This is a genomic window from Streptomyces sp. NPDC017056 (genome assembly GCF_044332485.1).
GTDB lineage: Bacteria > Actinomycetota > Actinomycetes > Streptomycetales > Streptomycetaceae > Streptomyces.
In genome coordinates, this window is record NZ_JBIRPD010000007.1 from 325,051 (window position 1) to 349,657 (window position 24,607).

Annotated in this window: 26 protein-coding genes; 15 read left to right on the plus strand and 11 right to left on the minus strand. The window is 72.5% G+C overall.

Going from position 1 to position 24,607, the window contains the following annotated elements:
• The first annotated feature begins 59 nt into the window (after positions 1 to 59).
• Together ACH4OW_RS15785 and ACH4OW_RS15790 are read left to right on the plus strand one after the other, a co-directional pair.
• A complete protein-coding gene (locus ACH4OW_RS15785) occupies positions 60 to 1,748 on the plus strand; it encodes a sensor histidine kinase (RefSeq protein WP_398028090.1) in 1,689 nt (562 codons plus the stop codon).
• Positions 1,745 to 2,446: a response regulator gene (locus tag ACH4OW_RS15790; protein WP_398028092.1), complete on the plus strand. Its 702-nt coding sequence runs from the start codon at positions 1,745 to 1,747 to the stop codon at positions 2,444 to 2,446. Before ACH4OW_RS15785 ends, ACH4OW_RS15790 begins: the two co-directional genes overlap by 4 nt.
• A 13-nt stretch (positions 2,447 to 2,459) precedes the next feature.
• Here the strand turns inward: ACH4OW_RS15790 and ACH4OW_RS15795 are convergent, their stop codons facing one another.
• Positions 2,460 to 3,911, minus strand: a complete 1,452-nt coding sequence (locus ACH4OW_RS15795; RefSeq protein WP_398028094.1) for an amidase — start codon at positions 3,909 to 3,911, stop codon at positions 2,460 to 2,462.
• Between the two features lie 133 nt (positions 3,912 to 4,044).
• On the opposite strand from ACH4OW_RS15795, the gene ACH4OW_RS15800 reads away from it, so the two are divergent.
• Complete coding sequence (locus ACH4OW_RS15800; protein WP_360136427.1) at positions 4,045 to 4,668, plus strand: helix-turn-helix domain-containing protein; 624 nt, start codon at positions 4,045 to 4,047, stop codon at positions 4,666 to 4,668.
• 80 nt (positions 4,669 to 4,748) lie between these two features.
• Here the strand turns inward: ACH4OW_RS15800 and ACH4OW_RS15805 are convergent, their stop codons facing one another.
• The gene (locus tag ACH4OW_RS15805) at positions 4,749 to 5,315 is read right to left on the minus strand and encodes a GNAT family N-acetyltransferase (protein ID WP_398028096.1); all 567 of its coding nucleotides are present in this window, start codon (positions 5,313 to 5,315) and stop codon (positions 4,749 to 4,751) included.
• Positions 5,316 to 5,434: 119 nt separating this feature from the next.
• On the opposite strand from ACH4OW_RS15805, the gene ACH4OW_RS15810 reads away from it, so the two are divergent.
• A complete protein-coding gene (locus ACH4OW_RS15810; protein ID WP_398028098.1) occupies positions 5,435 to 6,583 on the plus strand; it encodes a trypsin-like serine peptidase in 1,149 nt (382 codons plus the stop codon).
• A gap of 124 nt (positions 6,584 to 6,707) precedes the next feature.
• Here the strand turns inward: ACH4OW_RS15810 and ACH4OW_RS15815 are convergent, their stop codons facing one another.
• On the minus strand, positions 6,708 to 7,457 hold the full coding sequence (locus ACH4OW_RS15815) for a hypothetical protein (RefSeq protein WP_398028100.1): 750 nt from the start codon (positions 7,455 to 7,457) through the stop codon (positions 6,708 to 6,710).
• Positions 7,454 to 8,098: a TetR/AcrR family transcriptional regulator gene (locus ACH4OW_RS15820; protein ID WP_398028102.1), complete on the minus strand. Its 645-nt coding sequence runs from the start codon at positions 8,096 to 8,098 to the stop codon at positions 7,454 to 7,456. Before ACH4OW_RS15820 ends, ACH4OW_RS15815 begins: the two co-directional genes overlap by 4 nt.
• 98 nt (positions 8,099 to 8,196) lie before the next feature.
• Here ACH4OW_RS15820 and ACH4OW_RS15825 point away from each other — a divergent pair, with 98 nt between their 5' ends.
• Positions 8,197 to 8,988, plus strand: coding sequence for a Clp protease N-terminal domain-containing protein (locus ACH4OW_RS15825; RefSeq protein WP_398028104.1), 792 nt, complete (start codon positions 8,197 to 8,199; stop codon positions 8,986 to 8,988).
• Between the two features lie 50 nt (positions 8,989 to 9,038).
• Here ACH4OW_RS15825 and ACH4OW_RS15830 read toward each other — a convergent pair whose 3' ends face one another.
• From ACH4OW_RS15830 to ACH4OW_RS15840, 3 genes are read right to left on the minus strand one after another with little or no spacing between them, the layout of a single operon-like run.
• Positions 9,039 to 9,776, minus strand: coding sequence for an isocitrate lyase/phosphoenolpyruvate mutase family protein (locus tag ACH4OW_RS15830; RefSeq protein ID WP_398028106.1), 738 nt, complete (start codon positions 9,774 to 9,776; stop codon positions 9,039 to 9,041).
• On the minus strand, positions 9,773 to 10,240 hold the full coding sequence (locus ACH4OW_RS15835; protein WP_398028108.1) for a carboxymuconolactone decarboxylase family protein: 468 nt from the start codon (positions 10,238 to 10,240) through the stop codon (positions 9,773 to 9,775). Before ACH4OW_RS15835 ends, ACH4OW_RS15830 begins: the two co-directional genes overlap by 4 nt.
• Positions 10,237 to 10,707, minus strand: coding sequence for a carboxymuconolactone decarboxylase family protein (locus tag ACH4OW_RS15840; RefSeq protein ID WP_398028110.1), 471 nt, complete (start codon positions 10,705 to 10,707; stop codon positions 10,237 to 10,239). The genes ACH4OW_RS15835 and ACH4OW_RS15840 overlap by 4 nt, the downstream gene beginning before the upstream one ends.
• A gap of 47 nt (positions 10,708 to 10,754) precedes the next feature.
• Here ACH4OW_RS15840 and ACH4OW_RS15845 point away from each other — a divergent pair, with 47 nt between their 5' ends.
• Positions 10,755 to 12,188: a PLP-dependent aminotransferase family protein gene (locus ACH4OW_RS15845; RefSeq protein WP_398028112.1), complete on the plus strand. Its 1,434-nt coding sequence runs from the start codon at positions 10,755 to 10,757 to the stop codon at positions 12,186 to 12,188.
• Here ACH4OW_RS15845 and ACH4OW_RS15850 read toward each other — a convergent pair.
• Entirely contained in the window at positions 12,162 to 13,058 is an 897-nt protein-coding gene (locus ACH4OW_RS15850; protein ID WP_360136472.1) for a hypothetical protein, read from the minus strand. The genes ACH4OW_RS15845 and ACH4OW_RS15850 overlap by 27 nt on opposite strands.
• A 125-nt stretch (positions 13,059 to 13,183) precedes the next feature.
• Here ACH4OW_RS15850 and ACH4OW_RS15855 point away from each other — a divergent pair, with 125 nt between their 5' ends.
• Positions 13,184 to 13,579, plus strand: coding sequence for a hypothetical protein (locus tag ACH4OW_RS15855; protein WP_398028114.1), 396 nt, complete (start codon positions 13,184 to 13,186; stop codon positions 13,577 to 13,579).
• 40 nt (positions 13,580 to 13,619) lie between these two features.
• Positions 13,620 to 14,804: a glutathionylspermidine synthase family protein gene (locus ACH4OW_RS15860; protein WP_398028115.1), complete on the plus strand. Its 1,185-nt coding sequence runs from the start codon at positions 13,620 to 13,622 to the stop codon at positions 14,802 to 14,804.
• A gap of 90 nt (positions 14,805 to 14,894) precedes the next feature.
• On the opposite strand, the gene rocD is transcribed toward ACH4OW_RS15860, so the two are convergent.
• Positions 14,895 to 16,112 carry an ornithine--oxo-acid transaminase gene (gene rocD / locus ACH4OW_RS15865; protein WP_398028117.1) on the minus strand — a complete coding sequence of 406 codons (1,218 nt, stop codon included), beginning with the start codon at positions 16,110 to 16,112 and terminating at the stop codon, positions 14,895 to 14,897.
• Between the two features lie 249 nt (positions 16,113 to 16,361).
• Here rocD and glyA point away from each other — a divergent pair, with 249 nt between their 5' ends.
• The 3 genes from glyA (at position 16,362) to ACH4OW_RS15880 (ending at position 19,490) form a co-directional block, all read left to right on the plus strand.
• Complete coding sequence (glyA, locus tag ACH4OW_RS15870; protein WP_360136403.1) at positions 16,362 to 17,639, plus strand: serine hydroxymethyltransferase; 1,278 nt, start codon at positions 16,362 to 16,364, stop codon at positions 17,637 to 17,639.
• Positions 17,640 to 17,747: 108 nt separating this feature from the next.
• Entirely contained in the window at positions 17,748 to 18,761 is a 1,014-nt protein-coding gene (gene trpS, locus ACH4OW_RS15875) for a tryptophan--tRNA ligase (RefSeq protein WP_398028120.1), read from the plus strand.
• A gap of 147 nt (positions 18,762 to 18,908) precedes the next feature.
• The gene (locus tag ACH4OW_RS15880; protein ID WP_398028122.1) at positions 18,909 to 19,490 is read left to right on the plus strand and encodes a 2'-5' RNA ligase family protein; all 582 of its coding nucleotides are present in this window, start codon (positions 18,909 to 18,911) and stop codon (positions 19,488 to 19,490) included.
• A gap of 25 nt (positions 19,491 to 19,515) precedes the next feature.
• Here the strand turns inward: ACH4OW_RS15880 and ACH4OW_RS15885 are convergent, their stop codons facing one another.
• The gene (locus tag ACH4OW_RS15885) at positions 19,516 to 20,271 is read right to left on the minus strand and encodes a decaprenylphospho-beta-D-erythro-pentofuranosid-2-ulose 2-reductase (protein WP_398028124.1); all 756 of its coding nucleotides are present in this window, start codon (positions 20,269 to 20,271) and stop codon (positions 19,516 to 19,518) included.
• 96 nt (positions 20,272 to 20,367) lie between these two features.
• Complete coding sequence (locus ACH4OW_RS15890) at positions 20,368 to 21,738, minus strand: FAD-binding protein (RefSeq protein ID WP_398028126.1); 1,371 nt, start codon at positions 21,736 to 21,738, stop codon at positions 20,368 to 20,370.
• Positions 21,739 to 21,893: 155 nt separating this feature from the next.
• Here ACH4OW_RS15890 and ACH4OW_RS15895 point away from each other — a divergent pair, with 155 nt between their 5' ends.
• From ACH4OW_RS15895 to ACH4OW_RS15910, 4 genes are read left to right on the plus strand one after another with little or no spacing between them, the layout of a single operon-like run.
• Complete coding sequence (locus ACH4OW_RS15895; protein WP_398028128.1) at positions 21,894 to 22,145, plus strand: hypothetical protein; 252 nt, start codon at positions 21,894 to 21,896, stop codon at positions 22,143 to 22,145.
• Entirely contained in the window at positions 22,142 to 23,119 is a 978-nt protein-coding gene (locus tag ACH4OW_RS15900; RefSeq protein ID WP_398028130.1) for a decaprenyl-phosphate phosphoribosyltransferase, read from the plus strand. Before ACH4OW_RS15895 ends, ACH4OW_RS15900 begins: the two co-directional genes overlap by 4 nt.
• A gap of 20 nt (positions 23,120 to 23,139) precedes the next feature.
• Positions 23,140 to 23,667 carry a GtrA family protein gene (locus tag ACH4OW_RS15905; protein ID WP_398028228.1) on the plus strand — a complete coding sequence of 176 codons (528 nt, stop codon included), beginning with the start codon at positions 23,140 to 23,142 and terminating at the stop codon, positions 23,665 to 23,667.
• A gap of 9 nt (positions 23,668 to 23,676) precedes the next feature.
• Positions 23,677 to 24,597, plus strand: coding sequence for a YihY/virulence factor BrkB family protein (locus ACH4OW_RS15910; RefSeq protein WP_398028132.1), 921 nt, complete (start codon positions 23,677 to 23,679; stop codon positions 24,595 to 24,597).
• Positions 24,598 to 24,607: the final 10 nt, after the last annotated feature.

Consider the following 24,607-nt stretch of genomic DNA (forward strand, 5'->3'; position numbering starts at 1 on the left):
GCTTTTCCTCCTCCTCAAGGTGCAGCGGTTCCGGTACCGGCGTACGGATAATCGGGGGCATGCCTTTCACGCCGCCGCCGACGGCCCCGCCGTACGACGCCGACCGGTCGCGCCGGCGCAAGAGGCGCCGCCTGCTCTTCCTTCTGGAGGTGGCCGCGGGATTCGGCTATCTCGGCCTCCTCGGCCCTTACTCTTTCGGATACTTCGAACTGCTGCCGGCCGAGAAGAAAATCGCCCTGTGTGCCGTCGCGGCCCTGCTGCTGCCCGTTCGCCGGCGCTTTCCCGTCACCATCCTGCTCGTCCTCGCCGCGTTCGCCGGGGCCCTGCCGGTGGTCGGGATGCTGACCGCCCTCGTCGCCTACGACGCCATCCGGCGCATCGACGACCCCCGCCGCCGTACCGTCGTCCTCCTCACCGCGACGGTCATCCCCCTGCTCACCGCCATCGTCGGCACGGTGGGCACGGGCTACGAGAGCTGGCGCTTCGGCTTCGCCCAGGGCGCCGTGGTCGGCGGCGTCGGCATCCTCGTCCCTGGCCTGGTCGGCAGCTCGCGCGGGCAGCAGGAACGCCTGCTGGTGGCCCTGCGGGAGCGGGCCGCCGCAGCCGAGGAGGCCCGGCGGCTGGTCGACAGCGCGTCCCGCGTCGAGGAGCGCTCCCGTATCGCCGCCGAGATGCACGACCTGGTGGGCCACCGGCTCAGCCTGATCTCGCTGCGCAGCGGCGGCCTGGAGATGGCGCTCGCCTCGAAGGCGCCCGAGCTCCAGGAGGAGGCCGCCCAGGTACGGGCGGCCACCCGGGACGCCATGAACGAACTGCGCGGCGTCCTCGGCGTCCTCGGACCGCTGGGCCGCGACACCGGCACCCAGGCGCTCACCGACGCCACCGGCACCCGCTCCGACATCGCGGCGCTGGCCGAGGAGTCCCGGGCCGCGGGCATCCGCGTCTCCGTCCGCTGGCAGGGCGCCGACCTGGACGGGCTGGAGCCGCGGGTCCGGCGCGCGGTGCACCGCGTCGTCCGCGAGTCCCTCACCAACGTCCACCGGTACGCGGCCGGCGCGTCCGTCGAGCTGACCGTGGAACACACCGCCGACCGGGTACGGGTCACGGTGCGCAACGGCGCGCCCCCGAAGCTGCCGGAAGTCACCACCGGACTCGGCACCGGCCGCGGGCTGACCGGACTGCGCGAGCGGGTCGGCCTGCTCGGTGGCGAGCTGCGGGCGGAGCCCACCGGCGTCGGCGGGTTCCTGGTGCAGGCGACGGTCCCCGCGCACCCGGCCGCCCCGTCGGCGTCCGGCGCCGGGCAACCGTACGTGCCACCCGCCCTCCTGGCCGCCGAGGGGCGCCAGCCCGGCGCGCTGCCCGGCGTACTGCGCCACCTGCCCGGCCTCGCGACCGGCGTCCTCGGGCTGGTGGGCGTGGGGACGATGCTGGCGCTGGGACTGGAACTGGTACAGAGTTCCCGCGAGCCGGAGCCGATCTCCGAGCAGAGCATCCACGTCGGCATGACCCGGCACGACGTCGAGTCCGCCTTCCTGTACGACAGCGTCCTGGCCCGCGCCGCGGCCAGGGGCCACGAGCCGCCCAGGCCGCCGGGCGCGGAGTGCCTTTTCCCGTACACCTCCGACGATCCGGAGAACGGGCGGATCGAACTCAGCCGCTACTGTTTCCGCGGCGACGTCCTGACCGATATTGACAAGTTCTGGGTGCCGGTTGCGCCCGGACCGACTGATACGACGGAGGGTCCATGACCGCCGACGCCACCCCCGCCGCCGGGACCCGCCCCGCCATCCGGGTCCTGATCGCCGACGACGAGGAGATGATCCGGCACGGTGTCCGCCTCATCCTGCGGCACGCCGAGGACATCGACGTCGTCGCGGAGGCCGCCAACGGCGCCGAGGCGGTCGACCTGGCCGCGCGGCAGCCCGTGGACGTCGCCCTCGTCGACATCCGGATGCCGGTGCTCGACGGCCTTGCCGCCATCGGGCAGCTCGTCGCGCTCGACCCCAAGCCGCAGGTCGTCATGCTCACCACCTTCGGCGACGAGGAGAACGTCACCCGCGCCCTCCAGGCCGGCGCCAGCGGCTTCCTCCTCAAGGACGAGGGGCCGCAGGAGCTGATCAGCGCCGTACGGGCAGCCGCGGCCGGCGACGCGGTGCTCTCGCCCGGCGTCACCGGCCATGTCGTCAAGCGGATGCTCCAGGGCAGCGGCCGGATCGGTCCCGCAGGCGGCCGCAACCCCGACGAGCGGCTCGCCGCGCTGACCGACCGGGAGCGGGAGGTGCTGGCGATGCTCGGCGAGGGCCTGTCGAACCTGGAGATCGGGCGCCGCCTGGAGATCGGCCTCGGCATGGTCAAGACGCACGTCGGGCGCATCCTCGACAAGACCGAAACGGAGAGCCGGGTACAGGCGGCACTCCTGGCACACCAGGCCGGGCTGGCGCACTGAGCGCCCCTGTTCTTCAGCTGCCTGGGTGGTTTCCTGCCCATACCGTGGGGGTTCGGCCCGACCACGGACTTGCCTGTTCGAGTTGGCCGGCGAGGCGGAAGAGCCGGCTTTCAAGGCCGTATCCGGCGGCGAACTGCATACCGACCGGGAGCCCCGTTCCGGCGTCGGCCGTCACAGGTACGGACATGGCGGGCGTGCCCGCCACATTGAACGGCATGGTGAACGGCGACAGGTCATTGATGCGCTCGATCCAGCCGAGACCGTCCAGTGTCTCCGCACCCTCGGTATGGGTGCCCAGGAGCACGGGAGGCTCCGGCAGGGTCGGCGTGAGGAGGATGTCGTACTCGTCGAAGTACCGCGCCAGGCTTCGGGCCACCCGGTTCCGCATCGCCAGAGCGGTGAGGAATTGCGCGCCGCCGACCCGCTGCCCGTAGTGGTAGCCGGCGAGGGTCGCCGGCTCAAGGGTCGAGGAGTCGACGGGACGGTCGAAGGCGGCGGCCAGTGCGTCGACCAGGGTGGTGAGGTTCACCGTCATGAGCCGGGCGTTGGCCAGGACGAATTCCTCCCAGTCGGCGCCGAGGCCGGCCTCGGCCTCCTCCACCTGGTGGCCGAGGGATTCGAGCAACCGCACGGTGCGGGAGAGGGCGTCGGTCACCGGTGCGGTGGTACGGCGTCCGCCCCACGCCTGGGTGAGGACACCGATCCGCAACGAGCCCGGATGACGGGTGACTTCCTGCGCGTACGGCCGGGACGGCTGCTGGGCGAAGTAGGGGTCGCCCGATTCCGGGCCGCGTATCTGGTCGAGCAGTACCGCACTGTCGCGTACGGTGCGGCTGACGCTGCCGTGCACGGCCAGGCCGTTGAAGACCTCGTCGACGTCGGGGCCCATGGAGACCCGGCCACGGGTGGGCTTGATCCCGAAGAGGCCGTTGTAGGCGGCGGGGATACGGAGCGATCCGGCGGCGTCGGTGCCATGGGCGACCGGGACCACTCCGGCGGCGACAGCGGCGGCCGCGCCTCCACTGGATCCGCCCGCGCTGCGCTCCGGGTCCCACGGGTTGCGGGTCGCGCCGTACAACGCTGATTCCGTCGAGATGCCATAGGCCATCTCCGGTGTCGCGGTGCGCCCGAACGTCACGAGGCCCGCGCGCCGGAAGCGCCGCATCAGCGAGGAGTCGGCGCCGGCGACGTTACCGGCCGCCAGGCGGCTTCCCAGCTCCATCCGCCTCCCGGCCATGGCCACCGCGATGTCTTTGATCAGAAAAGGGACGCCGGCCAGTGGTGTGCTGCCGGGGACCGGTTCGTCGTCGGTCGGCCAGGTCTCCACGACGGCGTTGATCCGCGCATCGACTGCCTGTGCAGCCTCGCGCGCGGCTGCCTCCAGTTCGGCGGGGAGCACCTCGCCCTTGGTCACCAGCTCCGCCAGCCCGACCGCGTCGAAGCTCACGTACTCAGAAACTCTCACTGCCACTCCCTGCCAAGAACGATACCCGCAAGTGCCGAACGATACCGTACGGTATCGAAGGTGACGCGCTGGTACCGTGAGAGAGGTTGTGAACCGCACGATCGACCGGAGTGACCGGAGTGACGGAGTAGTCATGGCATCGACCCTCAGCAGGCCGAGCAGAGTGGCGAAGCTGCCGCCTCGTGAGCGCATTCTCGACGCGGCCGAAGAGCTCTTCCAGAGGGAAGGGATCCGGCAGGTAGGGGTTCAGGCGATCGCCGACAAGGCCGAGACCACCAAGATGGCGATCTACCGGCACTTCGAGACCAAGGACGCGCTGGTCGCGGAGTGGCTGCGGATCGTCGCCGCGGACTATCAGGCGGCCTTCGACCGCGTGGAATCCGAATACCCCGACCGGCCCGAGGAACAGATTCTGGGCCTGGCCCGCTTCATCGCCGAGGGGCTGCCGGCGATCTCATACAGGGGCTGCCCGTTCATCAACTCCCTCGCCGAGCTGCCCGACCGCCTTCATCCGGCACGGCAAGTGATCGAGGAGCACAAGGCCCACCAGACCCGCAGGCTGATCGGCATGTGCACCGAAGCCCGGATGTCCGACCCCGGACAGGCCGCGGCCGAGATCACCTTCGTACTCGAAGGGGCGCAGGTCAGCACACAGAACGGAAGCATCGATCAGACGGGAGACCGACTGATGAAAATCGTCGAGGGAATCGTGGACCGACACCGCTCCCACCTCGGCGCGTACCGGGCGGCTGACTGACCGCCCCGCGCCGCCCTCAACGCGGGCATGCGGAAAGAAGCACTTTCCAGGTGCGCATCCGCCCCCGCCGCCGCAGCCGGTCAGGGCCGCCAGTCGGCCCGCTCCAGCGCGTATTCCACCTCACCGTGTTCCGATCCCGGGATGGGGTCGGGCCATTCCTCGAAATAGGTACGTACGTACCGCAGGCCCGCTTTTTCCATGACGCGCCGGGACGCGGCGTTGACCGCCATGGTGGTGGCCATCACGCGCCGTACGCCGTATTCGGCGAACGCCGCACGAACCAGCGCACGGGCCCCTTCGGTGGCGTAACCCCGGCCCCAGGCGGAGCGGCACAGCCGGTAACCGAGCTCTACTTCGCCGGGAATTCCCCGGTTCGTCGGGGTGAGTTCGAACCAGCCGACGAATTCCCCGGTGGCCGCGTCCTCGGCGGCCCGGTAGCCGAGTTCCCCGCGGTCCCCTTGCCGGGCGAGCAGGACCGGCATGGTCTTTTCGAGAACCTCGGCACGCGGCACGGGCTTTCCGTCGCCGAGAAAGCGCACCACTTCCGGATCGCCGTCCAGCGCGACGATGTGCGGCGCGTCCGCTTCGGCGAGCCACCGCAGCCGCAACCGCGGCGTCCGCAGGTCATGTTCCGGAAAAGGTTCCACGGCGAATGCAACCCCTCGTCGGTTACCGGACGTGTCGCACAGGCATAGTAGATGCGCCCCCGGCCGGGGGCATGTCAATAAATGACGCATCTCCGGACGCACCTGGGGGAAACCGCTCCATGTCTGCCATACGTCGTACCGCCGCGGCCGCCGCCGCGGTGGTCACGCTGCTCACCGCCGCCACCGCCTGCGGCCCGGCCGACGACAAAGCCGCCGCGCCGGGAAGTTCGGCGTCCGCCGGGCAGAAGGGCGACGCGGGCGGCCCCGACCTGCCGGACGGCCTGCCCAAGAACCTGGACGACCTCAAGAAGTGGGAGAAGGGCGGCTGGAAGGACTGGGACCAGTGGTCCCGCAAGGCGTCCGAGTTCGCCAACCCGATCATCAAGGACCTGTGGAACCCGTCGCGGATGGCCGAGGCGAAGACCACCCCGGACGTCACCACCCAGAGCGCCGGCGACGCGGGCGGCACCGACCCGGAACCGCGCCCGGTCCAGGCCCGGCAGGTGGAGCGCCCGTACCACCAGCACATGGCGCCCATCGGAAAGATCATGTTCGACAGCCCGCAGGGCCCGATGGTCTGCTCCGGCACGGTCGTCGAGGACCCGGCTCATCCGGGCAAGTCGAACCTGGTCTGGACCGCGGGCCACTGCGTGCACACCGGCAAGAGCGGCGGCTGGATGCGCAACATCGTCTTCGTGCCGTCCTACAACGACCAGGGCCTGCCGATGAGCCAGGTCGGCCGCGCCCCGGCCCAGGAGGTCGCGCCGTACGGCGTCTGGTGGGCCGACTGGGTCACCACTTCCGGCGAGTGGATCGACATGGGCAGCACCAAGTCCGGCAACGCCGGCTCCGCGTACGACTTCGCCGTACTGCACGTGAAGCCGGAGCGGGGCGGCGGCAAGTCGCTCCAGGAGACCGTCGGCGCGGCACTCCCGGTATGGTTCGGCGCCCCCTCGGCCGACCGCATCAGCGGCCTCCAGGCCTTCGGCTACCCGGCCGCGCCCCCGTACGACGGCGCCCGCATGATGAACTGCCCGTCCCGCCCCGGCCGCCTCACCATGGCCCAGGGCACGCCCGCCATGTTCCGCATCGGCTGCACGATGACCGGCGGCACCTCCGGCGGCGGCTGGTTCACCACCCAGGGCGGCCGCACGTACCTGGTCTCCAACAGCTCGATCGGCTCCCTGAACCACACCTGGCTGGCGGGCCCGCACCTGGGCGCGGAAGCGAAGCGCGTCTTCGACGGGATCAGCCGCAAGTTCGCCTAAACGACGGGGCCTTGGACACGCGTGGCCAGGGCCCCGTCCGTATCCGGCCGACCAGTGCCGAGATGTGCTCCGTTCTCGCGCACGCCATTGATGGTGGAGCGCGCTGACGTTTGGCGGTGTGCCGTCAGTCGTCGGTCGTGGGGCGGGTGGGGCGCCAGTGTTGGGCCTTGTGCTTGTCCTCCCGGACGATGACGCCCAGCTCGGCCAGCTCCGTCCTGAGCTGTTCGGCGTCTTGCTTCTCGCCCTTGTTCAGTGCGTGTGCGCGGGCCTTGAACAGGGCGTGGGCGCCGGCGGGCAGGCCGGGTTGTGCGGCGACCCAGCGGCGGAAGTCGGCGGCGTACGGGTCGCCGTCGGGGTGCCACGGGTAGCCGTGCTGTTCGAAGGCGGCCGCGAAGCGCTTTGCGTCGAAGTCGCCGTGCAGCCGCGCCAGTTCGGCGGAGTCGTGGCCGAGGAGTACCAGGTTCTTGCCGTCCTGGAAGACCGCGGCGGTGGCCGCGCGCGGCACCGTACGGGTGACGCCGTCGACGGTCAGGACGGCCTGGTCCGGGCCGATGTCGGCGGTCACGTACTCACGTTCGGCGAAGAATGCGATGGCCAGGCCGGCGAGGACACCGACGACCAGGGCGCCGATCGACAGCAGCGGTTCGGGTGCGGACGCGACCAGCTTGAACACGCCCTGCATGGGCGCCCAGGGGAGCGACGCCACCCAGGCCGCCGCCCTGCTGACCAGCCACAGCGCCACCGCTCCCAGTACGGGGAAACCGGCCCACAGCAGGGCGCGTTCGCCGGTGGTGGGGCCGACGGTGGTCGGGGCGGAGGACGGTGGCGGAGTCTTGGACAGCGAAGACCTGGACGCCGGGTTGTCGGAGGTCATGGGGACGGTTCTCCCTCTGGAGCGGTGCGGGACGGATGCGGGCCGCCGGGCGCGTCGCCGCCGGTCAGCCAGGTGATGATGCGCCGTAGCTCGGCCGCGTGCGTGGCGGGGTCGAAGTCCGGTTCCCCGGCGGAGAGGTAGGCGGCGTCCAGCAGTCCCTGGATCCAGCCGGCGACCCGTTCGGGCGGGAAGGGGAGGGGGCGCCCTGCCGTGGCGAGGCGTGCCGTCAGGGTTTCCAGGGCGGTGCGTACCTGGGCGGTGTCGGTCATGATCAGCCGGGCGAATTCCTCGTCCCGGTTGACCTGGAAGACGACGGCCGCCGCGAGTCCCGGCACGAGCGGGTCGGCGAGGTCGGTGAGCAGGTGGTCCACGAGGAGGCGGATGCCGTCGTCCGGCCGGTCCTGGGCGAGGGCGCGGGCGCAGGCCGCGGCGTTGCGCGGCAGGTCGTCGCTGAACAGCGCGTGGAAGATGTCGCGCTTGGTGGCGAAGTAGTGGAAGAGGGTGCCCGAACCGATGCCGGCGGCGCGGCAGATGCGCGCGGTGGACGTGCCGTCGACGCCGTGCGCGGCGAACTCCGCGGCGGCGGCGCCGAGGATGTGGGCCCGCTTGCGGGCGTGCTCTTCGGGGTTGACGGTACGCATCGCGGCCAATAGTAGAGCGGCTGCTCTAGCAATGCCAGGAGAGGTAGATCGTCAACCTGGGGTTGACGTTCTGGGAGGCGTCAACTTACGGTTGACGCATGACGCAACCCACCGGAAGCACTCCTCCGATCCGCCTCGACGACCTGATCGAGGCCATCAAGAAGGTCCACCCCGACGCGCTGGACCAGCTGACCGACGCGGTGCTCGCCGCCGAGCACCTCGGCGAGGTCGCCGACCACCTGATCGGCCACTTCGTGGACCAGGCCCGCCGCTCGGGCGCCTCCTGGACGGACATCGGCAAGAGCATGGGCGTCACCAAGCAGGCGGCCCAGAAGCGGTTCGTGCCCAAGACGCCAGGCGAGGCGTCCGACCTCGACCCCAGCCAGGGGTTCAGCCGGTACACGGAGCGCGCCCGGAACGTGGTGGTGACCTCGCAGAACGAGGCCCACGCGGCGGGCAACGACCAGATCGGCACCCTGCACCTGGTGCTCGGCCTGCTGGCCGAGCCGGACGGCCTCGCGGCGCGGGCGATCGTGGCGCAGGGCGTGACGCTGGACGTCGTGCGGCAGCGTGTGGTCGAGTCGCTGCCGGCCGCAGCCGGGGAGATGCCCGCGCTGATCCCGTTCGACGCGCAGGCGAAGAAGGCGCTGGAACTCACCTTCCGTGAGGCCCTGCGCCTGGGGCACAACTATGTCGGCACCGAGCACATCCTGCTCGCGCTGCTGGAACTGGAGGACGGCAAGGGCCTGCTGAGCGGCCTCGGCATCACCAAGGAGGCGTCCGAGGCCGACGTCGTGGCGGCTCTGGCGGAGATCGTCGCCGCCACGCAGAAGGGCGCGCAGAAGGGCCCGGAGAAGAGCACGGAGAAGGGCGCGCAGAAGAAGCAGTAGTGACCGGGCGGGGGTGGTGGCGCAGACCGTCACCACCCCCGTACGGCAGGTCAGTCGTTAAAGAGCGCCTCCGCCGTCGCCCGTACCGAGTCCATCGCCCGCCGGTGCAGCCCGCCTCCGAAGGTGATCCGGGACGCGCCCAGCGCGCCGAGTTCGCGGGGAGAGGGGCCGCCCGGTACGGCGATGGCGTTGACCGGCAGCCCGATACGGTCCGCCAGTTCCCGCAGGGCCTCCGGCGGCGCGAGGATCGGGTAGACGCAGTCGGCGCCCGCGGCGGCGTACCGCAGCCCGCGGCGTACCGCCTCCGCCACCTGTGCCGCCAGGTCCGTCCCGCCGTCCGCGCCGCGCAGGAACACGTCGGTACGGGCATTGATCACCAGCGCGTCGCCCGCCGCGGCGCGGATCTCCGCGAGCCGGTCGGCCTGCCGCTCGACACCGGTGAGCTGTCCCTGCTCGCTATCCTCGATGTTGCAGCCCACCGCGCCGGTGGCGGCGATACGTTCCACCAGCTCCTTCGCGGGCAGGCCGTACCCCGCCTCCAGGTCCGCGGTCACCGGCACGTCCACGGCCCGTACGATCCGGGCGACCGCCGCGAACATCTCGTCCGGCGGCGTGCTCCCGTCCGCGTACCCCAGCGACGCCGCGACCCCCGCGCTCGGCGTCGCCAGAGCAGGGAAGCCCGCCGCCGCGAAGATCCGCGCGCTCTCCGCGTCCCACGGGCCCGGCAGGACGAGCGGGTCGCCCGCCGCCCGGCCGTGGTGCAGGGCGCGCAGGGCCGCAGCGGTCACGACCCGCTCCCGATGGGCTGGCGGACCGCGACGTTGATGCGGTTCCACATGTTGATGGTGGTGATCAGGGCGATCAGGTGGGCGAGTTCGGGCTCGTCGAAGTGGGCGGCGGCGCGCTCGTACACCGCGTCCGGTACGAAGCCGTCGGTCAGGACGGTGACGGCTTCGGTGAGGGCGAGGGCGGCCTGTTCCTTGGCGGTGTAGTGGCCGGTGGCCTCCTCCCAGGCGTTGAGGAGGTAGATGCGCTCCTCGGACACTCCGGCCTTCTGCGCGTCCTTGACGTGCATGTCGAGGCAGAAAGCGCAGTGGTTGATCTGCGAGGCGCGGATCAGGACCAGTTCGGCCAGGACGTCGTCGCCCAAGCCCTTCTTCGCGGCGATGTGCGCGTTCAGCAGGGGCTGGTAGACGCTCGGAGCGAGCTTGTAGAAGTTGAGGCGGGCGGTTTCGGCGGTGGTCGTCATCATGCCTGTCCGGGGGTCATGCGGGTGGTCACGCCGAAGCGGTTCCACGCGTTGATGGTCGTGATGAGGGCGATGAGCTGGGCGAGTTCGGGCTCGTCGAAGTGGGCGGCGGCGCGCTCGTACACCGCGTCCGGTACGAAGCCGTCGGTCAGGACGGTGACGGCCTCGGTCAGGGCGAAGGCGGCCTGCTCCTTCGCGGAGTAGTGGGCGCCGGCCTCCTCCCAGGCGTTGAGGAGGTAGATGCGCTCCTCCGTCTCGCCCTCCTTGCGGGCTTCCTTGATGTGCATGTCGATGCAGAAGGCGCAGTGGTTGACCTGCGAGGCGCGGATCTTCACCAGGTGGACCAGCGCCGGGTCCAGGCCCTTCTTGGCCGCCGCGTCGAGCGCGACCATCGCCTTGTAGACCTCGGGCGCGTTACGCGCGATGGCGATCCGCGGCGGATGGTGCCCGTGCTGGGGGTTCGTCGTCATGACAGTGACGCTACGCCGCCATTGGCGCACGGGTATGGTCCATTCGTATGGACGATTCCTGGGCCACTTTCGGCCGCGACCTGCACCTGGACCTCGCCGGGTCCGGCGGACTGCGCGCCTCCCTGATGCGGGCCCTGCGCGACGCCGTCCGCACCGGGCGCCTGGCCCCCGGCACCCGGCTGCCCTCCTCCCGCACGCTCGCCGCCGACCTCGGCATCGCCCGCAACACCGTCGCCGACGCGTACGCCGAGCTGGTCGCCGAGGGCTGGCTCAGCGCCCGGCAGGGCTCCGGCACCCGCGTCGCCCGCCGCTCCGTGCCGCCGCGCCCCGCGCCCCCGGTCCGGCGCGCCGCCCCCGCCCGGGTGCCCGACCGCCCGCGCTACGACCTGCGTCCCGGCACCCCCGACGTCTCCGGGTTCCCCCGCACCGCCTGGCTGGCCGCCGCCCGGCGCGCGCTCACCGCCGCCCCCAACGACGCGTTCGGCTACAGCCCGTCGCTCGGCCGCCCGGAACTGCGGATCGTGCTCGCCGACTACCTGGCCCGCGCCCGCGGCGTACGCACCGACCCGGAGCGCGTCCTCGTCTGCACGGGCTTCATGCAGGGCCTCGGCCTGGTCGCCCGCGTCCTGCGCGACTCGGGTGTCCGCGCGGTCGGCACCGAGGCGTACGGCCTCCCCTTCCACCGCGACGTACTGGACCGCGCCGGGCTGCGCGCCACCCCGGTCCCGGTCGACGGGCGCGGCGCGGACACGGAACGGCTGGCCGACCTGCCGGGCGTACGGGCGGCCCTGCTCACCCCGGCGCACCAGTTCCCCACCGGCGTACCGCTGCACCCGGACCGCCGCGCCGCCGTCGTCGACTGGGCGCGCTCCAGCGGCGGGCTGGTGCTGGAGGACGACTACGACGGCGAGTTCCGGTACGACCGGCAGCCCGTCGGGGCGCTGCAAGGGCTCGACCCCGACCGGGTCGTCTACCTCGGCACCGCGAGCAAGAGCCTCGCCCCGGCGCTGCGGCTGGCCTGGATGGTGCTGCCCGACCACCTCGTGGACCCGGTGCTCGCCCTCAAGAGCACCGGGGAGTGGCAGACCGGCGCGCTGGAGCAGCTGACCCTCGCCGAGTTCGTCGCGTCCGGCGCGTACGACCGGCACGTACGCGGTATGCGGCTGCGCTACCGGAGGCGGCGCGACCAGCTCGTCACCGCGCTGGCCGAACAGGCGCCGCACATCCGGGTCAGCGGTATCGCGGCGGGCCTGCACGTCGTCCTCGAACTGCCGCCCGGCACCGAGCAGTCCGTCGTCCAGGCCGCCCGCTGGCAGGGCCTCGCACTGGAGGGCCTGAGCACCTTCGCGCACCACGCGGCCACGGGAGGGGGCGGCGGGGTGCCGCGCGACGGCCTGGTCGTGACGTACGGCAGGCCGCCGGACCACGCGTTCGCGGGGGCGCTGGAGGCGCTGCTACGGGTGCTCCCGCCCGCGCCGTAGACCGCTCGCGGCCGGTTCCCCGGCCGTCGCGCCGGCCGGCTCCGGCACCTCCGGCGCCTCGCCGAAGCGGGCCAGCGCGAGTGCGCCCAGCACCGCCAGGGCGAACCCGGCGAAGCCCAGCGGCGCCAGCCCGGCGCGCGTACGGTCGCCGAGCCAGACGACGCCGACCAGCGCGGGCCCCAGCGTCTCGCCGATCACCATGCCCGCCGTGGCCGCCGTCACCGAACCGCGCTGGAGGGCCGAGGTCAGCAGCAGGAACGCCGCGCCGCCGCCCACGAGCAGGGCGTACGTGGCCGGATTGGACACCAGCGACGCCGGCGACAGGTCGGGGACCAGGCGCACGGCGACCTCCACGACACCGAAGCCGAACCCGGCGCCGAGCCCCAGCACCGCCGCCCGCGCCCGGTCGGGCAGCCGCCCGGCCAGCGCCCCCGACGCCAGGATCGCCAGCGCGACGGCCAGCACACCGAAGCGCAGCGCGGTCGAACCCGTACCGCTGCCCTCCGCACCGGAGGCGAGCCCCAGCATGGCCAGCCCGCCGCACACCACCGCCACGGCGGCCCACTCGGCCCGGCTGAGCCGCACGTGGAGCAGCGGTACGGCGACGACCGCGGTCACGGCGAGGCTGGCGGCCAGGGCCGCGCCCACCGCGTAGATCGGCAGGGAACGCAGCGCCACCAGCTCCAGGAGGAAGCCGCAGCCGTCGAGCGCCAGGCCGAGCAGGTAGCGCCACTGGCCGAGGACGCGCAGCAGCAGTCTGGGGTCCACCCCCGGACCGGAGCCGGTTCCGGGGGCGGTGGCGCGGGCCGCCACCGCCTGGAGTACCGAGGCCGTACCGAAGCAGACCGCCGAACCGAGCGCACAGATCATCCCAAGCAGCACACATCGACTGTAGGCGCGGCCCCCTCCACGGGCCCGTTGCGGCCTGCCGCTGGGTGGCCTTTAGGCTGGCCTGGCTGAAAACTGTTGCCACGGATGTACGGGGGAAGACAGGGATGGCAGAGCAGACGAAAGCCCGGCGGCGGCTGCGGTCGAGCACGGTGATCCTCGGCGGTATGGGGGCGCTCGCGGCGGCGCTGACCTCCTGCGGCTCGGAGCCGGACAAGCGCTGCGTGGACAAGAACAGCTACGACGCCGTCAAGGGCTACCGCGTCGTCGACTCCAAGTCCTGCACCGGCAGGAGCGGTTCCGGCGGCACCGGCAGCACGGGCGGCACCGGCGGCGGCTCGTCGTCCGGCAAGGGCACCGCGGGCAAGGGCCAGAAGCCGGTCGACGGCCGGTGGTACTACGGCTCCGACGTCAACGGCCGGTACGCCGACTCCGGAACCTTCAGTCACAGCGCGGCCGTCAACCGCGGCGGCTTCGGCTGCTCCGGCTCCAGCGGCGGGTGACGGCGGTGCGGCAGGCAGAACACTCCGGCGGGACCCGCGCGTGAAGCGGCACACCACGCAGCCGCGCGCCGGCTGGCAGCAGACCGTCGAGGCGCAGGGCTTGATCTACCCGCTGACCCGCTACCCGGACGACTCGCTGCGCCCCTACTGGGACGAGAGCGCGTACTACTCCTTCTCGCTGCCCGAGGTCGAGGCGCTGGAAGAGGTCGTCGAGGAACTGCACGCGATGTGCCTGGCCGCCGCCGCGCACATCGTCGAGCACCGGCGCTTCGCCGACCTCGGCATCGAGGACGGGCGGCTGGCGGAGCTGGTCGCCGAGTCGTGGCGGCGGCGCGCCGAACTGCCCACCCTCTACGGGCGGTTCGACCTGCGGTACGACGGCACCGGGCCCGCCAAGATGCTGGAGTACAACGCGGACACGCCGACCTCGCTGGTCGAGGCGGCGGGCCCGCAGTGGTTCTGGATGGAGGAACGGTTCCCCGGCGCCGACCAGTGGAACTCCCTGCACGAGCGGCTGATCGAGGCGTGGCGCAAGCAGGCCGGACTGCTGCCGCCGGGCGCCCCCGTGCACTTCGCGCACTCGGCGGGCGACGAACTGGGCGAGGACCTGATGACCGTCGCCTACCTGGAGGAGACGGCGCGGCAGGCCGGGCTGGAGACGGTGGCGATCCCGGTCGAGGACATCGGCTGGGACGGCCTCTCCGGCCGCTTCGTGGACCAGCGGCTGCGCTTCATACGGGCCTGCTTCAAGCTCTACCCGTGGGAGTGGCTGGCCACGGACGCCTTCGGCCCGCACGTCCTGGACACCCTCGACAACGGCGGCGGCACCGGCAGCACCCTGTGGATCGAGCCCGCGTGGAAGATGCTCCTCTCCAACAAGGCGCTCCTCGCGATCCTCTGGGAGCTGTACCCGGGCCACCCGAACCTGCTGCCCGCCTACCTCGACGGCCCGCGCGACCTGGCGGACGGGCCGGGCTACGTGGCCAAGCCGCTGCTCGGCCGCGAGGGCGCCGGCGTCACCGTCCACGAGCCCGGCGCGGCCCCCGTCGTACGCGACGAACCGTGCTGCTACCAGGAGTTGGCTCCGCTGCCCGACTTCGACGGCAACCGGGTGGTGCTCGGCGCGTGGGTCGTCGGTGAGGAGTCGGCGGGGCTCGGCATCCGGGAGTCCGCGGGGCTGGTCACGGACGAGTACGCCCGTTTCCTGCCGCACGTGATCCTTTAGGACGGCAGGCCCCGCGTCCTGTAGGCCCCGCGTCCTGTAGGCCCGCGTCCTGTAGTGCGGTAGGCCCCGCGAGGGGCCTACCCACCGGTCTCACCCGCCCAGCACGGCCCGCAGCTGGTCCAGGCCCCAGTCCAGGTCCTCCTTGCTGATGACCAGCGGGGGCGCCAGCCGGATCGTGCTGCCGTGGGTGTCCTTGGCCAGCACGCCGCGCGCCATCAGCCGCTCCGAGATCTCCCGGCCCGTACCCAGGGACGGGTTGACGTCGATCCCGGCCCACAGCCCGCGCCCGCGCACCGCGTCCACCGCGCCGCCGCCCACCAGCATCCCCAGCTCGTGGTGCAGGTGCTCGCCCAGCTCGGCGGCGCGCTGCTGGTACTCGCCGGTCCGCAGCATCGCGAGGACCTCCAGCGCCACCGCGCAGGCGAGGGGGTTGCCGCCGAACGTCGAGCCGTGCTCGCCCGGCCGGTACACGCCCAGCACCTCGCGCGAGGAGACCACCGCCGAGACCGGCACGATGCCGCCGCCCAGCGCCTTGCCGAGCACGTACATGTCGGGGACGACGTCCTCGTGCCGGCAGGCGAAGTCGGCGCCCGTGCGCCCCAGCCCCGACTGGATCTCGTCCGCGATGAACAGGACGTTCCGCTCGCGGGTCAACTCCCTGATGCCCGCCAGGTATCCGGGCGGCGGCACCAGCACACCCGCCTCGCCCTGTATCGGCTCGACCAGTACCGCCACCGTGTCGTCGTCCACGGCGGCCGCCAGCGCGTCCAGGTCGCCGTACGGGACGATCTCGAAGCCGGGCGTGTACGGGCCGAAGCCGGCCCGCGCCTCCGGGTCGGTGGAGAAGGAGACGATCGTCGTCGTCCGGCCGTGGAAGTTGTTCTCCGCGACGACGATCTTCGCCAGGCCGTTCGGGATGCCCTTGACCTGGTAGCCCCACTTGCGCGCCGTCTTGACCGCCGTCTCGACGGCCTCGGCGCCGGTGTTCATCGGCAGCACCATCTCCATGCCGCAGAACTCGGCGAGCTGCGCACAGAAGTCGGCGAACCGGTCGTGGTGGAAGGCGCGCGAGGTGAGCGTCACCCGCCCCAGCTGCGCCGTGGCCGCGCCGATCAGCCGGCGGTTGCCGTGGCCGAAGTTGAGCGCCGAGTACCCGGCCAGCATGTCCAGGTAGCGCTTGCCCTCCACATCCGTCATCCAGGCCCCTTCGGCGGTGGCCACGACGAGGGGAAGCGGGTGGTAGTTGTGGGCACTGTGGGCTTCGGCGACGGCGATGCTGCGTTCCGTGGACGTCGTGGGGCTCACCATGGACTCCGTTCGGTATGCGGGCGATCTCGGGCGAAGAAATGCCGTTGAGCGGACGGTATGCGAAGAACCTTGCGCCGCACACCCCCCGATAGACTGGCCTCGCGCACCGCGACTGGCGCACGGGGAAGCGACCCCGAGGGAGCGGCGCGCGGCCGTCCAGCCACGGCCCACCACGAGGTGCCGCCCGCCTGGGCACCCCGGGAGTACGACCGGTAAGCCGAACCGCACCCGATCGCCCCGGAGGACCTCATGAGTCACCCCCTGCCCCACCCCGCCCTCTCCGCCGCCGACCCCGAACTGGCCGCCCTGGTCGGTGCCGAAGAGGTCCTCCAGGCCGAGACGCTGCGCCTGATCCCCTCCGAGAACTACGTCTCCACCGCAGTACTGGAAGCCACCGGCACCGTCCTGCAGAACAAGTACAGCGAGGGGTACGCCGGCCGTCGCTACTACGAAGGCCAGCAGAACATCGATCTTGTCGAGCGCCTGGCGATCGAGCGCGCCAAGGCCGTCTTCGGCGTCGAGCACGCCAACGTGCAGCCGTACTCCGGCTCGCCCGCCAACCTCGCCGTCTACCTCGCCTTCGCCGAGCCCGGCGACACGGTGATGGGCATGTCCCTGCCGATGGGCGGCCACCTCACCCACGGCTGGGGCGTCTCGGCCACCGGCAAGTGGTTCCGCGGCGTCCAGTACGGCGTACGGGCCGACACCGCCCGTATCGACTTCGACGAGGTGCGCGACCTGGCCCGCAAGGAACGCCCGAAGCTGATCTTCTGCGGCGGTACGGCCGTGCCGCGCACCATCGACTTCGCCGCCTTCGCCGAGATCGCCCGCGAGGTGGACGCCGTCCTGGTCGCCGACATCGCGCACATCGCCGGGCTGGTCGCGGGCGGCGCGCACCCCTCACCGGTGCCGCACGCCGACGTCATCTCCACCACCACCCACAAGACGCTGCGCGGCCCGCGCGGCGCCATGCTGATGTCCCGCGAGCAGTACGCGAAGCCCCTCGACAAGGCCGTCTTCCCCGGCCTCCAGGGCGGCCCGCACAACCACACCACCGCGGCCGTCGCGGTCGCCCTGCACGAGGCGGCGCAGCCGTCCTTCCGCGACTACGCGCACGCCGTCGTCGCCAACGCCAAGGCCCTCGCCGAACAGCTGCTGGCCCGCGGCTTCGACCTGGTCTCCGGCGGTACGGACAACCACCTGATCCTGATGGACCTCACGCCCAAGGACGTCCCGGGCAAGGTCGCGGCGAAGGCCCTGGACCGGGCCGGCATCGTCGTCAACCACAACACCGTCCCGTTCGACACCCGCAAGCCCTTCGACCCGTCCGGCATCCGCATCGGCACCCCGTCGCTGACCTCGCGCGGCCTGGGCACCGAGCACATGCCGCAGGTCGCGGACTGGATCACGCGGGGCGTGACGGCCGCGGGCGCGGGCGACGAGGCGGCGATCGCCACGATCCGCACCGAGGTGGCCGAGCTGATGGCCGCCTACCCGGCGCCGGGGCTGGTCGCCGACCCGGCCTGACGGGCTCCGGGGCGGGGCGGGCCGCGGAACTCACGGCCCGCCCCGCCCCGGCCCCCCGGGTTCCCGGCCCCGCGCCGTTCCCGTCCGCGGACCTGAGAGAATGCCCCCATGGCTTCCGAACGTCCGCGTGTACTCTCCGGGATTCAGCCCACCGCCGGCTCCTTCCACCTCGGCAACTACCTCGGCGCCGTCCGCCAGTGGGTGGCGCTCCAGGAGTCCCACGACGCCTTCTACATGGTGGTGGACCTGCACGCGATCACCATCCCGCAGGACCCGGTGGCGCTCCGCGCGAACACCCGCCTGGCCGCCGCCCAGCTGCTGGCCGCCGGGCTCGACCCGGAGCGGTGCACGCTCTTCGTCCAGAGCCACGTCCCCGAGCACGCCCAGCTCGCCTGGGTCATGAACTGCCTGACCGGCTTCGGCGAGGCCAGCCGGATGACGCAGTTCAAGGACAAGTCCGCCAAGCAGGGTGCCGACCGCACCAGCGTCGGCCTGTTCACGTACCCGATCCTGCAGATCGCCGACATCCTGCTCTACCAGGCCAACGAGGTCCCGGTGGGCGAGGACCAGCGCCAGCACATCGAGCTGACCCGTGACCTCGCCGAGCGCTTCAACGGGCGCTACGGCGACACCTTCACCGTCCCCAAGCCGTACATTCTCAAGGAGACCGGCAAGGTCTACGACCTCCAGGACCCCGCGGTCAAGATGAGCAAGTCGGCCTCGTCGGTCAAGGGGATCATCAACCTCCTGGACGAGCCCAAGACCTCCGCCAAGAAGATCAAGAGCGCGGTCACGGACACCGACACGGTGATCCGCTACGACGCCGAGGCGAAGCCGGGCGTCTCCAACCTGCTCACGATCCACTCCACGCTCACCGGCGAGTCCATCGCCGACCTGGAGAAGAAGTACGAGGGCAAGATGTACGGCGCCCTCAAGACGGACCTCGCGGAGATCATGGTCGAGTTCGTCACACCCTTCCGGGACCGTACGCAGGAATATCTGGACGACCCCGAGACGCTGGACTCGATCCTGGTCAAGGGCGCCGAGAAGGCCCGCGCGGTGGCCGCCGAGACGCTGGCCTCGGCGTACGACCGGATCGGCTTCCTGCCCGCCAAGCACTGACCGGCCGGGGCGGGCCCTCCAAGGTCCTTACCCCGCCGTACAGGGTCCTCGGTCCTGTTGTGGACAGGACCGAGGACGGTCGCCGCGGGCACGGCCCACCCGGCACACTGGCAGCCGGGACACCAACAGCTTCAGGAGGAGGACGCAGTGGGGACCGTAACGCTCGGCGTTTCGATCGCGGTCCCGGAGCCGTACGGCAGCTTCCTCCAGGAGCGGCGCGCGGGCTTCGGGGACCCTCACGCACACGGCATCCCCACGCACATCACCCTCCTGCCGCCCACGGAGGCCCGCACCGAGGACATCCCCGCCGTCGAGGAGCACCTCGCCGAGGTCGCCGCCGGCTTCGCCCCCTTCCGGCTCCGCCTGGAGGGCACGGACAGCTTCCGGCCGTTGTCCCCGGTGGTTTTCGTCAAGCTGGCCGAGGGCGAAGAGGCGTGCACCGCCCTCCAGGAGCGGGTGCGCGCGGCGTCCGGCCCGTGCGCCCGCGAACTGCAGTTCCCGTACCACCCGCATGTGACCGTCGCCCACGGCATCTCCGAGGAGGCCATGGACGAGGCGTTCGTGGCGCTCAAGGACTTCGAGGCCGCCTGGACGATCGACGGGTTCGCGCTCTACGAGCAGGGGGCGGACGGCGTCTGGCGGCTGGAGCGGGAGTTCCCCTTCGGGGCGCCCGCCTCCGGGGTCCCGCGCCAGGCCGATCTGTCCCGGCCGCCGTCGCCGACCCGGTAGCAGCCGGGCTCGGCGCCACAGGGCGTCACAGCGGGAGCCGCCGGAAGAGTGCCCGTGGCATATGCCGGAGTACGGACATCACCGGCCGCAGCGCCCCCGGCACCCACACCACCTCACTCCGCCGCCGCAGCCCCCGCTCGACAGCCTCCGCGACCGCCTCCGGCGTCGTCGCCAGCGGCGCGGCCTCCAGGCCCGCCGTCATCCTCGTCCGGACGAATCCCGGCCGTACGGCCATCACATGGACGCCCGTCCCGTACAGCGCGTCCCCCAGGCCCTGCGCGAACGCGTCCAGACCGGCCTTGCTGGAGCCGTAGACGAAGTTCGAGCGGCGGGCGCGCTCACCGGCGACCGAGGAGAGCACGACCAGCGAACCGTGCCCCTGGAGGCGCAGCGACCCCGCACAGACCAGGCCAGCGGAGACCGCGCCGGTGTAGTTGGTCTGCGCGACGCGGACCGCCTCGGCGGGCTCGGCCTCCGCGCGCTCCTGGTCGCCCAGAACCCCGAAGGCCAGTAGCACCACGTCCACGTCCCCCTCGGCGAAGACCTTGCCGAGGGCCTCCTCGTGGCCGCCGGTGTCCAGCGCGTCGAAGGGCACCGTACGGACCTCCGCGCCCAGCGAGCGCAGCCCGGCTGCCGCGTCCTCCAGCGCGGGCGACGGGCGGCCCGCCAGCCAGACCGTGCGGGCGCGGCGGGCGGCCAGGCGGCGGGCGGTGGCCAAGGCGATCTCGGAGGTGCCGCCGAGGACCAGGAGGGACTGGGGGGAGCCGAAGGCGTCCTTCATGGGTGTCCTTGCAGGAGAGGAACTTGCAGGGGGTACGGGAGGGGGAATGGGAGGGGGTATGGGCCGGTCACAGGCCGGGCGTCGGGAAAGGGCCGGTCACAGGGCCAGGCGCCGGGAAAGGTCCGAGGTGAACACTCCGCGCGGGTCGAGGCGGGCGCGCAGCGCGCGGAACGCGTCCGCGCGCGGATACATCGCGTCGACCAGCTCCGGCCGCAGCCGGGCGTCCTTCGCCAGGTAGACCCGGCCGCCCGCCGCCGCCACCGCCTCGTCCAGCTCGTCCAGGAAGGCGCCGAGGCCCGGCAGTCCGGCCGGGATGTCCAGGGCCAGCGTCCAGCCCGCGGCCGGGAACGACAGCCACCCGGAACCGCCCGCGCCGAACCGCTTCAGCACCGCCAGGAACGAAGGGCAGCCGCGCGCCGCAACACGCTCCACGACGTGCCGCAGCGTCGCCTCCTCGCCGTGGCCGACCACGAACTGGTACTGCACGAAACCGCCGCGCCCGTAGACGCGGTTCCAGTGCGGCACCCCGTCCAGCGGATGGAAGAACGTGGAGATCTTCTGGAGCTCGCCGGTCCTGCGGCGGGGCGCCTTGCGGTACCAGCGCGCGTTGAACAGGCCGACGGACCGGCGCCCGACCAGCCCCTCGGGCAGACCGCGGGGAGCCGGCGGCAGCCGCCGGGGACGGAAGGCCAGCGGGGCGCGGCGGGCGCGCGCGTGCAGCGCCTCCGGCGGGGCGTGGTCGCCGCGGGTCAGCACCGCGCGGCCGGTCGCCGCGCCGCGCGCGAGGAGGTCCACCCAGGCCACGGAGTAGCGGTAGCGGTGGTCGCCGGCGGACAGCCGCGCCAGCAAGTCGTCCAGGTCGGCCGCGCGTTCGGTGTCCACCGTCATCAACGACGTCCGTACGGGCACGAGCCGGACCGTCGCGGCCAGGATCACCCCGGTCAGCCCCATGCCCCCGGTGGTCGCGTCGAAGAGGTCGGTGCCGGGCCGCACGGTGCGCACCCCGCCGTCCGCCGTGAGGAGTTCGAAGGACCGCACGTGCCGGGCGAAGGAGCCGCTCACGTGGTGGTTCTTGCCGTGGATGTCCGCGCTGATCGCGCCGCCGACCGTCACGTACCGCGTGCCAGGCGTGACCGGCACGAACCAGCCCAGCGGCAGCAGCACCTCCATCAGCCGGTGCAGGCTGACGCCCGCGTCGCACACCACGACGCCCGCCTCGGCGTCGATGGCGCGGACGCGGTCCAGTCCCGTCATGTCCCACACCGCGCCGCCCGCGTTCTGCGCGGCGTCTCCGTAGGCGCGCCCGAGCCCCCGGGCGATGCCGCCGCGCGGCCCGCACTCCCGTACGGCGGCGGCGGCCTCCTCGTACGAGCCGGGGCGGACCAGTCGCGCGGTGGTGGGGGCGGTGCGGCCCCAGCCGGTGACGGAGGCGGTGCGGAAGCCGGCCGGGCCGGCGGGCGACGACATGTCAGTGACCGTAGTGCGGTCTTTGGGCGGAATGCGGATCTTGCGCCGCTGCCCGCCGAAAAGAGTGATTAATGGGGTGGATGGGCTAATCGCGGCGACAGGGCGGGCGGTGCGCCCGAGAGTCGGTGAGGAGCCCCGCGGACACACCCGGGGGCTTGAGGGATAGGCGCCGGGCGGGTCGCGACGAAGCGGGCGACCCGCCCGGCGAGCTCGCCGGGCGGGCTCGCACGGACCGGATCGAGGTGACCCCGCTGTCCCCTGAGGAGATGGACCGCCGCCTGCTCACCGCGGTGCGCCGCCGCGGTACCGACGCGCGCGTGGCCGCCGCCACCCGCGCCCTCGCGCACGGCGGCGAGCACACAGCGCTCTGGGCTCGCCGCCGGCTCCCGCACAGGCGGCGGCCGTGACTGAACGCACCGCCGTCCTGGAGGAGACGCCGACCGGCCCCGGAGTGGCCCCCGCGGCGCCGCTCGGCCTGCGCGCTCGCGCGCTCGGGCTGCCCCTCGGCCTGCTGCGCACCGCCCGCCCGCGCCAGTGGGTCAAGAACGTGCTCGTGGCCGCCGCCCCAGCCGCCGCAGGCGACCTCTTCCTGCGCCCCACGCTCCTCCGACTCCCGGTGCTGTTCGTCCTGTTCACCGCCGCCGCGGCCGCCGTCTATCTCGTCAACGACGCGCGCGACGCCGAGGCCGACCGGGCACACCCCGACAAGCGCCGCCGCCCGGTCGCCGCGGGCGAGGTCCCCGTACCGGTCGCCTACGCCGTCGGCGCCCTGCTCGCCGTCCTCGTACCGGCCACCGCCGCGGTCCTGTGCAACCCCGCCACCGCCGCCCTGCTCTGCGCGTACCTCCTCATGCAGCTCGCCTACTGCCTCAGCCTGAAGAACGTCCTGGTCGTCGACCTCGCCGTGGTCACCACCGGCTTCCTGATGCGGGCGCTGGCCGGCGGCCCCGCGCTCGGCATCCCGCTGTCCCGCTGGTTCCTGATCACCGCGGGCTTCGGCGCGCTGTTCATGGTCGCCGCCAAGCGCTACTCCGAAGCGCTGCGGGTGGCGGGGGAGCGGCGCGAGGACCGGGGCGAGACGCGGCCGCTGCTGCGCGAGTACAGCGACGGCTACCTGCGCTTCGTGTGGCAGCTGGCGGCCGGCGGCGCCGTCCTCGCGTACTGCCTGTGGGCGCTGGAGAGCGGCGGCACGGCCGCGGGCGTGCTCCCGTGGCGCCAGCTGTCCATGATCCCGTTCATCCTCGCCGTCCTGCGCTACGCGGTCTTCGCCGACCGGGGTGCTGCGGGCGCGCCGGAGGACGTCGTGCTGCGGGACCGCCCGCTGGCCGTCATCGGGCTGGCCTGGACCGCGCTGTACGCGATGGCCGTCGCGGACGTATGAACGAAGCGAGCGCCGCCCCGATGGCCCCCGCCCCCCGCCGCCGGCTTCCGGAACGGTTGCGCGCCCTGGCTCCGGAAGCGCTCGGCTTCGCGGTGGCGGGCAGCCTCGCGTACGCCGCCGACCTGGCGCTCTTCGTCTGGCTGCGCGGGCGGTGCGGCCTCGACCCGCTCACCGCCAAGTCCCTCTCCTTCCTGGCCGGCTGCACGGTCGCGTACGCCGGGAACGCGATCGGCACCTACCGCGCCCGTACCCGCCCGGCGCCGCACCCGCCCGCGGGGCACGGCGCCCGCCCCCTCACCCGCGTACGCGTCCGCCGCTACACCGCCTTCCTCGCCGTGAACCTCGCCGGCGCCCTCGTCCAGCTGGCCTGCCTCGGCGTCTCGCACCACCTCCTCGGGCTCACCTCCGCGCGCGCCGACACCGTCTCGGGCGCGGGCGTCGGCATGGCGCTGGCAACATGCCTGCGTTTCTGGGGTACGCGGACGCTAGTCTTCCGCCACGCGGGCGACATACCTGTTCAGATGGTGTCGAAGGCTGACGAAGGGTAGGCGGGGCCCATGGAATGGTTGAGCAAGCTGCCGGTCATCGGCCCGGCCGTGTCCTGGCTGATGACCACGCACCTCTGGCGGGCGTACGAGCGCATGCAGGCCGTGCACTGGACCCGGCTGGCCGCCGCGATCACCTTCACCAGCTTCGTGGCGATCTTCCCGCTGATGACGGTGGCCGCCGCGATCGGCGCCGCGCTGCTCAGCGATCAGCAGCTGCACGATCTCCAGAAGAAGATCGCCGAACAGATCCCCGGCATCTCCGGCCAGCTCGACTTCGGCGGACTCGTCGAGAACGCCGCCACCGTCGGCGCCATCGCCGCCGTGGCCCTGCTGTTCACCGGCGCCGGCTGGGTCGAGTCGCTGCGCGACTGCCTGCGCGCCGTCTGGGAGAAGGACGACGAGGACACCAACTTCTTCGTCGCCAAACTCAAGGACGTCGGCCTGCTGCTCGGCCTCGGCGGCATCGCCCTGCTCTCGCTGGCCTGCTCCGGCTTCGCCACCGCGGCCGTGGGCAAGGCGGCCGGCGCGCTCGGCCTGGCGGAAGGCGGCGTGGGCAGCGTCCTGCTGACCGCCGCCGGCTTCTGCATCGCCGTACTCGCCGACTTCCTGCTGCTCGCCTACGTCCTGACCAAGCTGCCCGGCGTCCACCCGCCCCGCCGCGCCGTCGTCATCGCCGGCTTCATCGGCGCCGTCGGCTTCGAACTCCTCAAGCTCCTCCTCAGCGGCTACCTCAAGGGCGTCGCCGCGAAGAGCATGTACGGCGCCTTCGGCACCCCCATCGCACTGCTCCTGTGGATCAACTTCACCGCGAAGCTGGTGGTGTTCTGCGCCGCCTGGACGGCGACCGAACGCTGCGGTCCCGAGTCGGCCGGCAAGTCACTGGACTGCGACGAAGGGGCGGAAGGCACCGACAGGAGGGCGGCCGCTTGAGACACCGGCA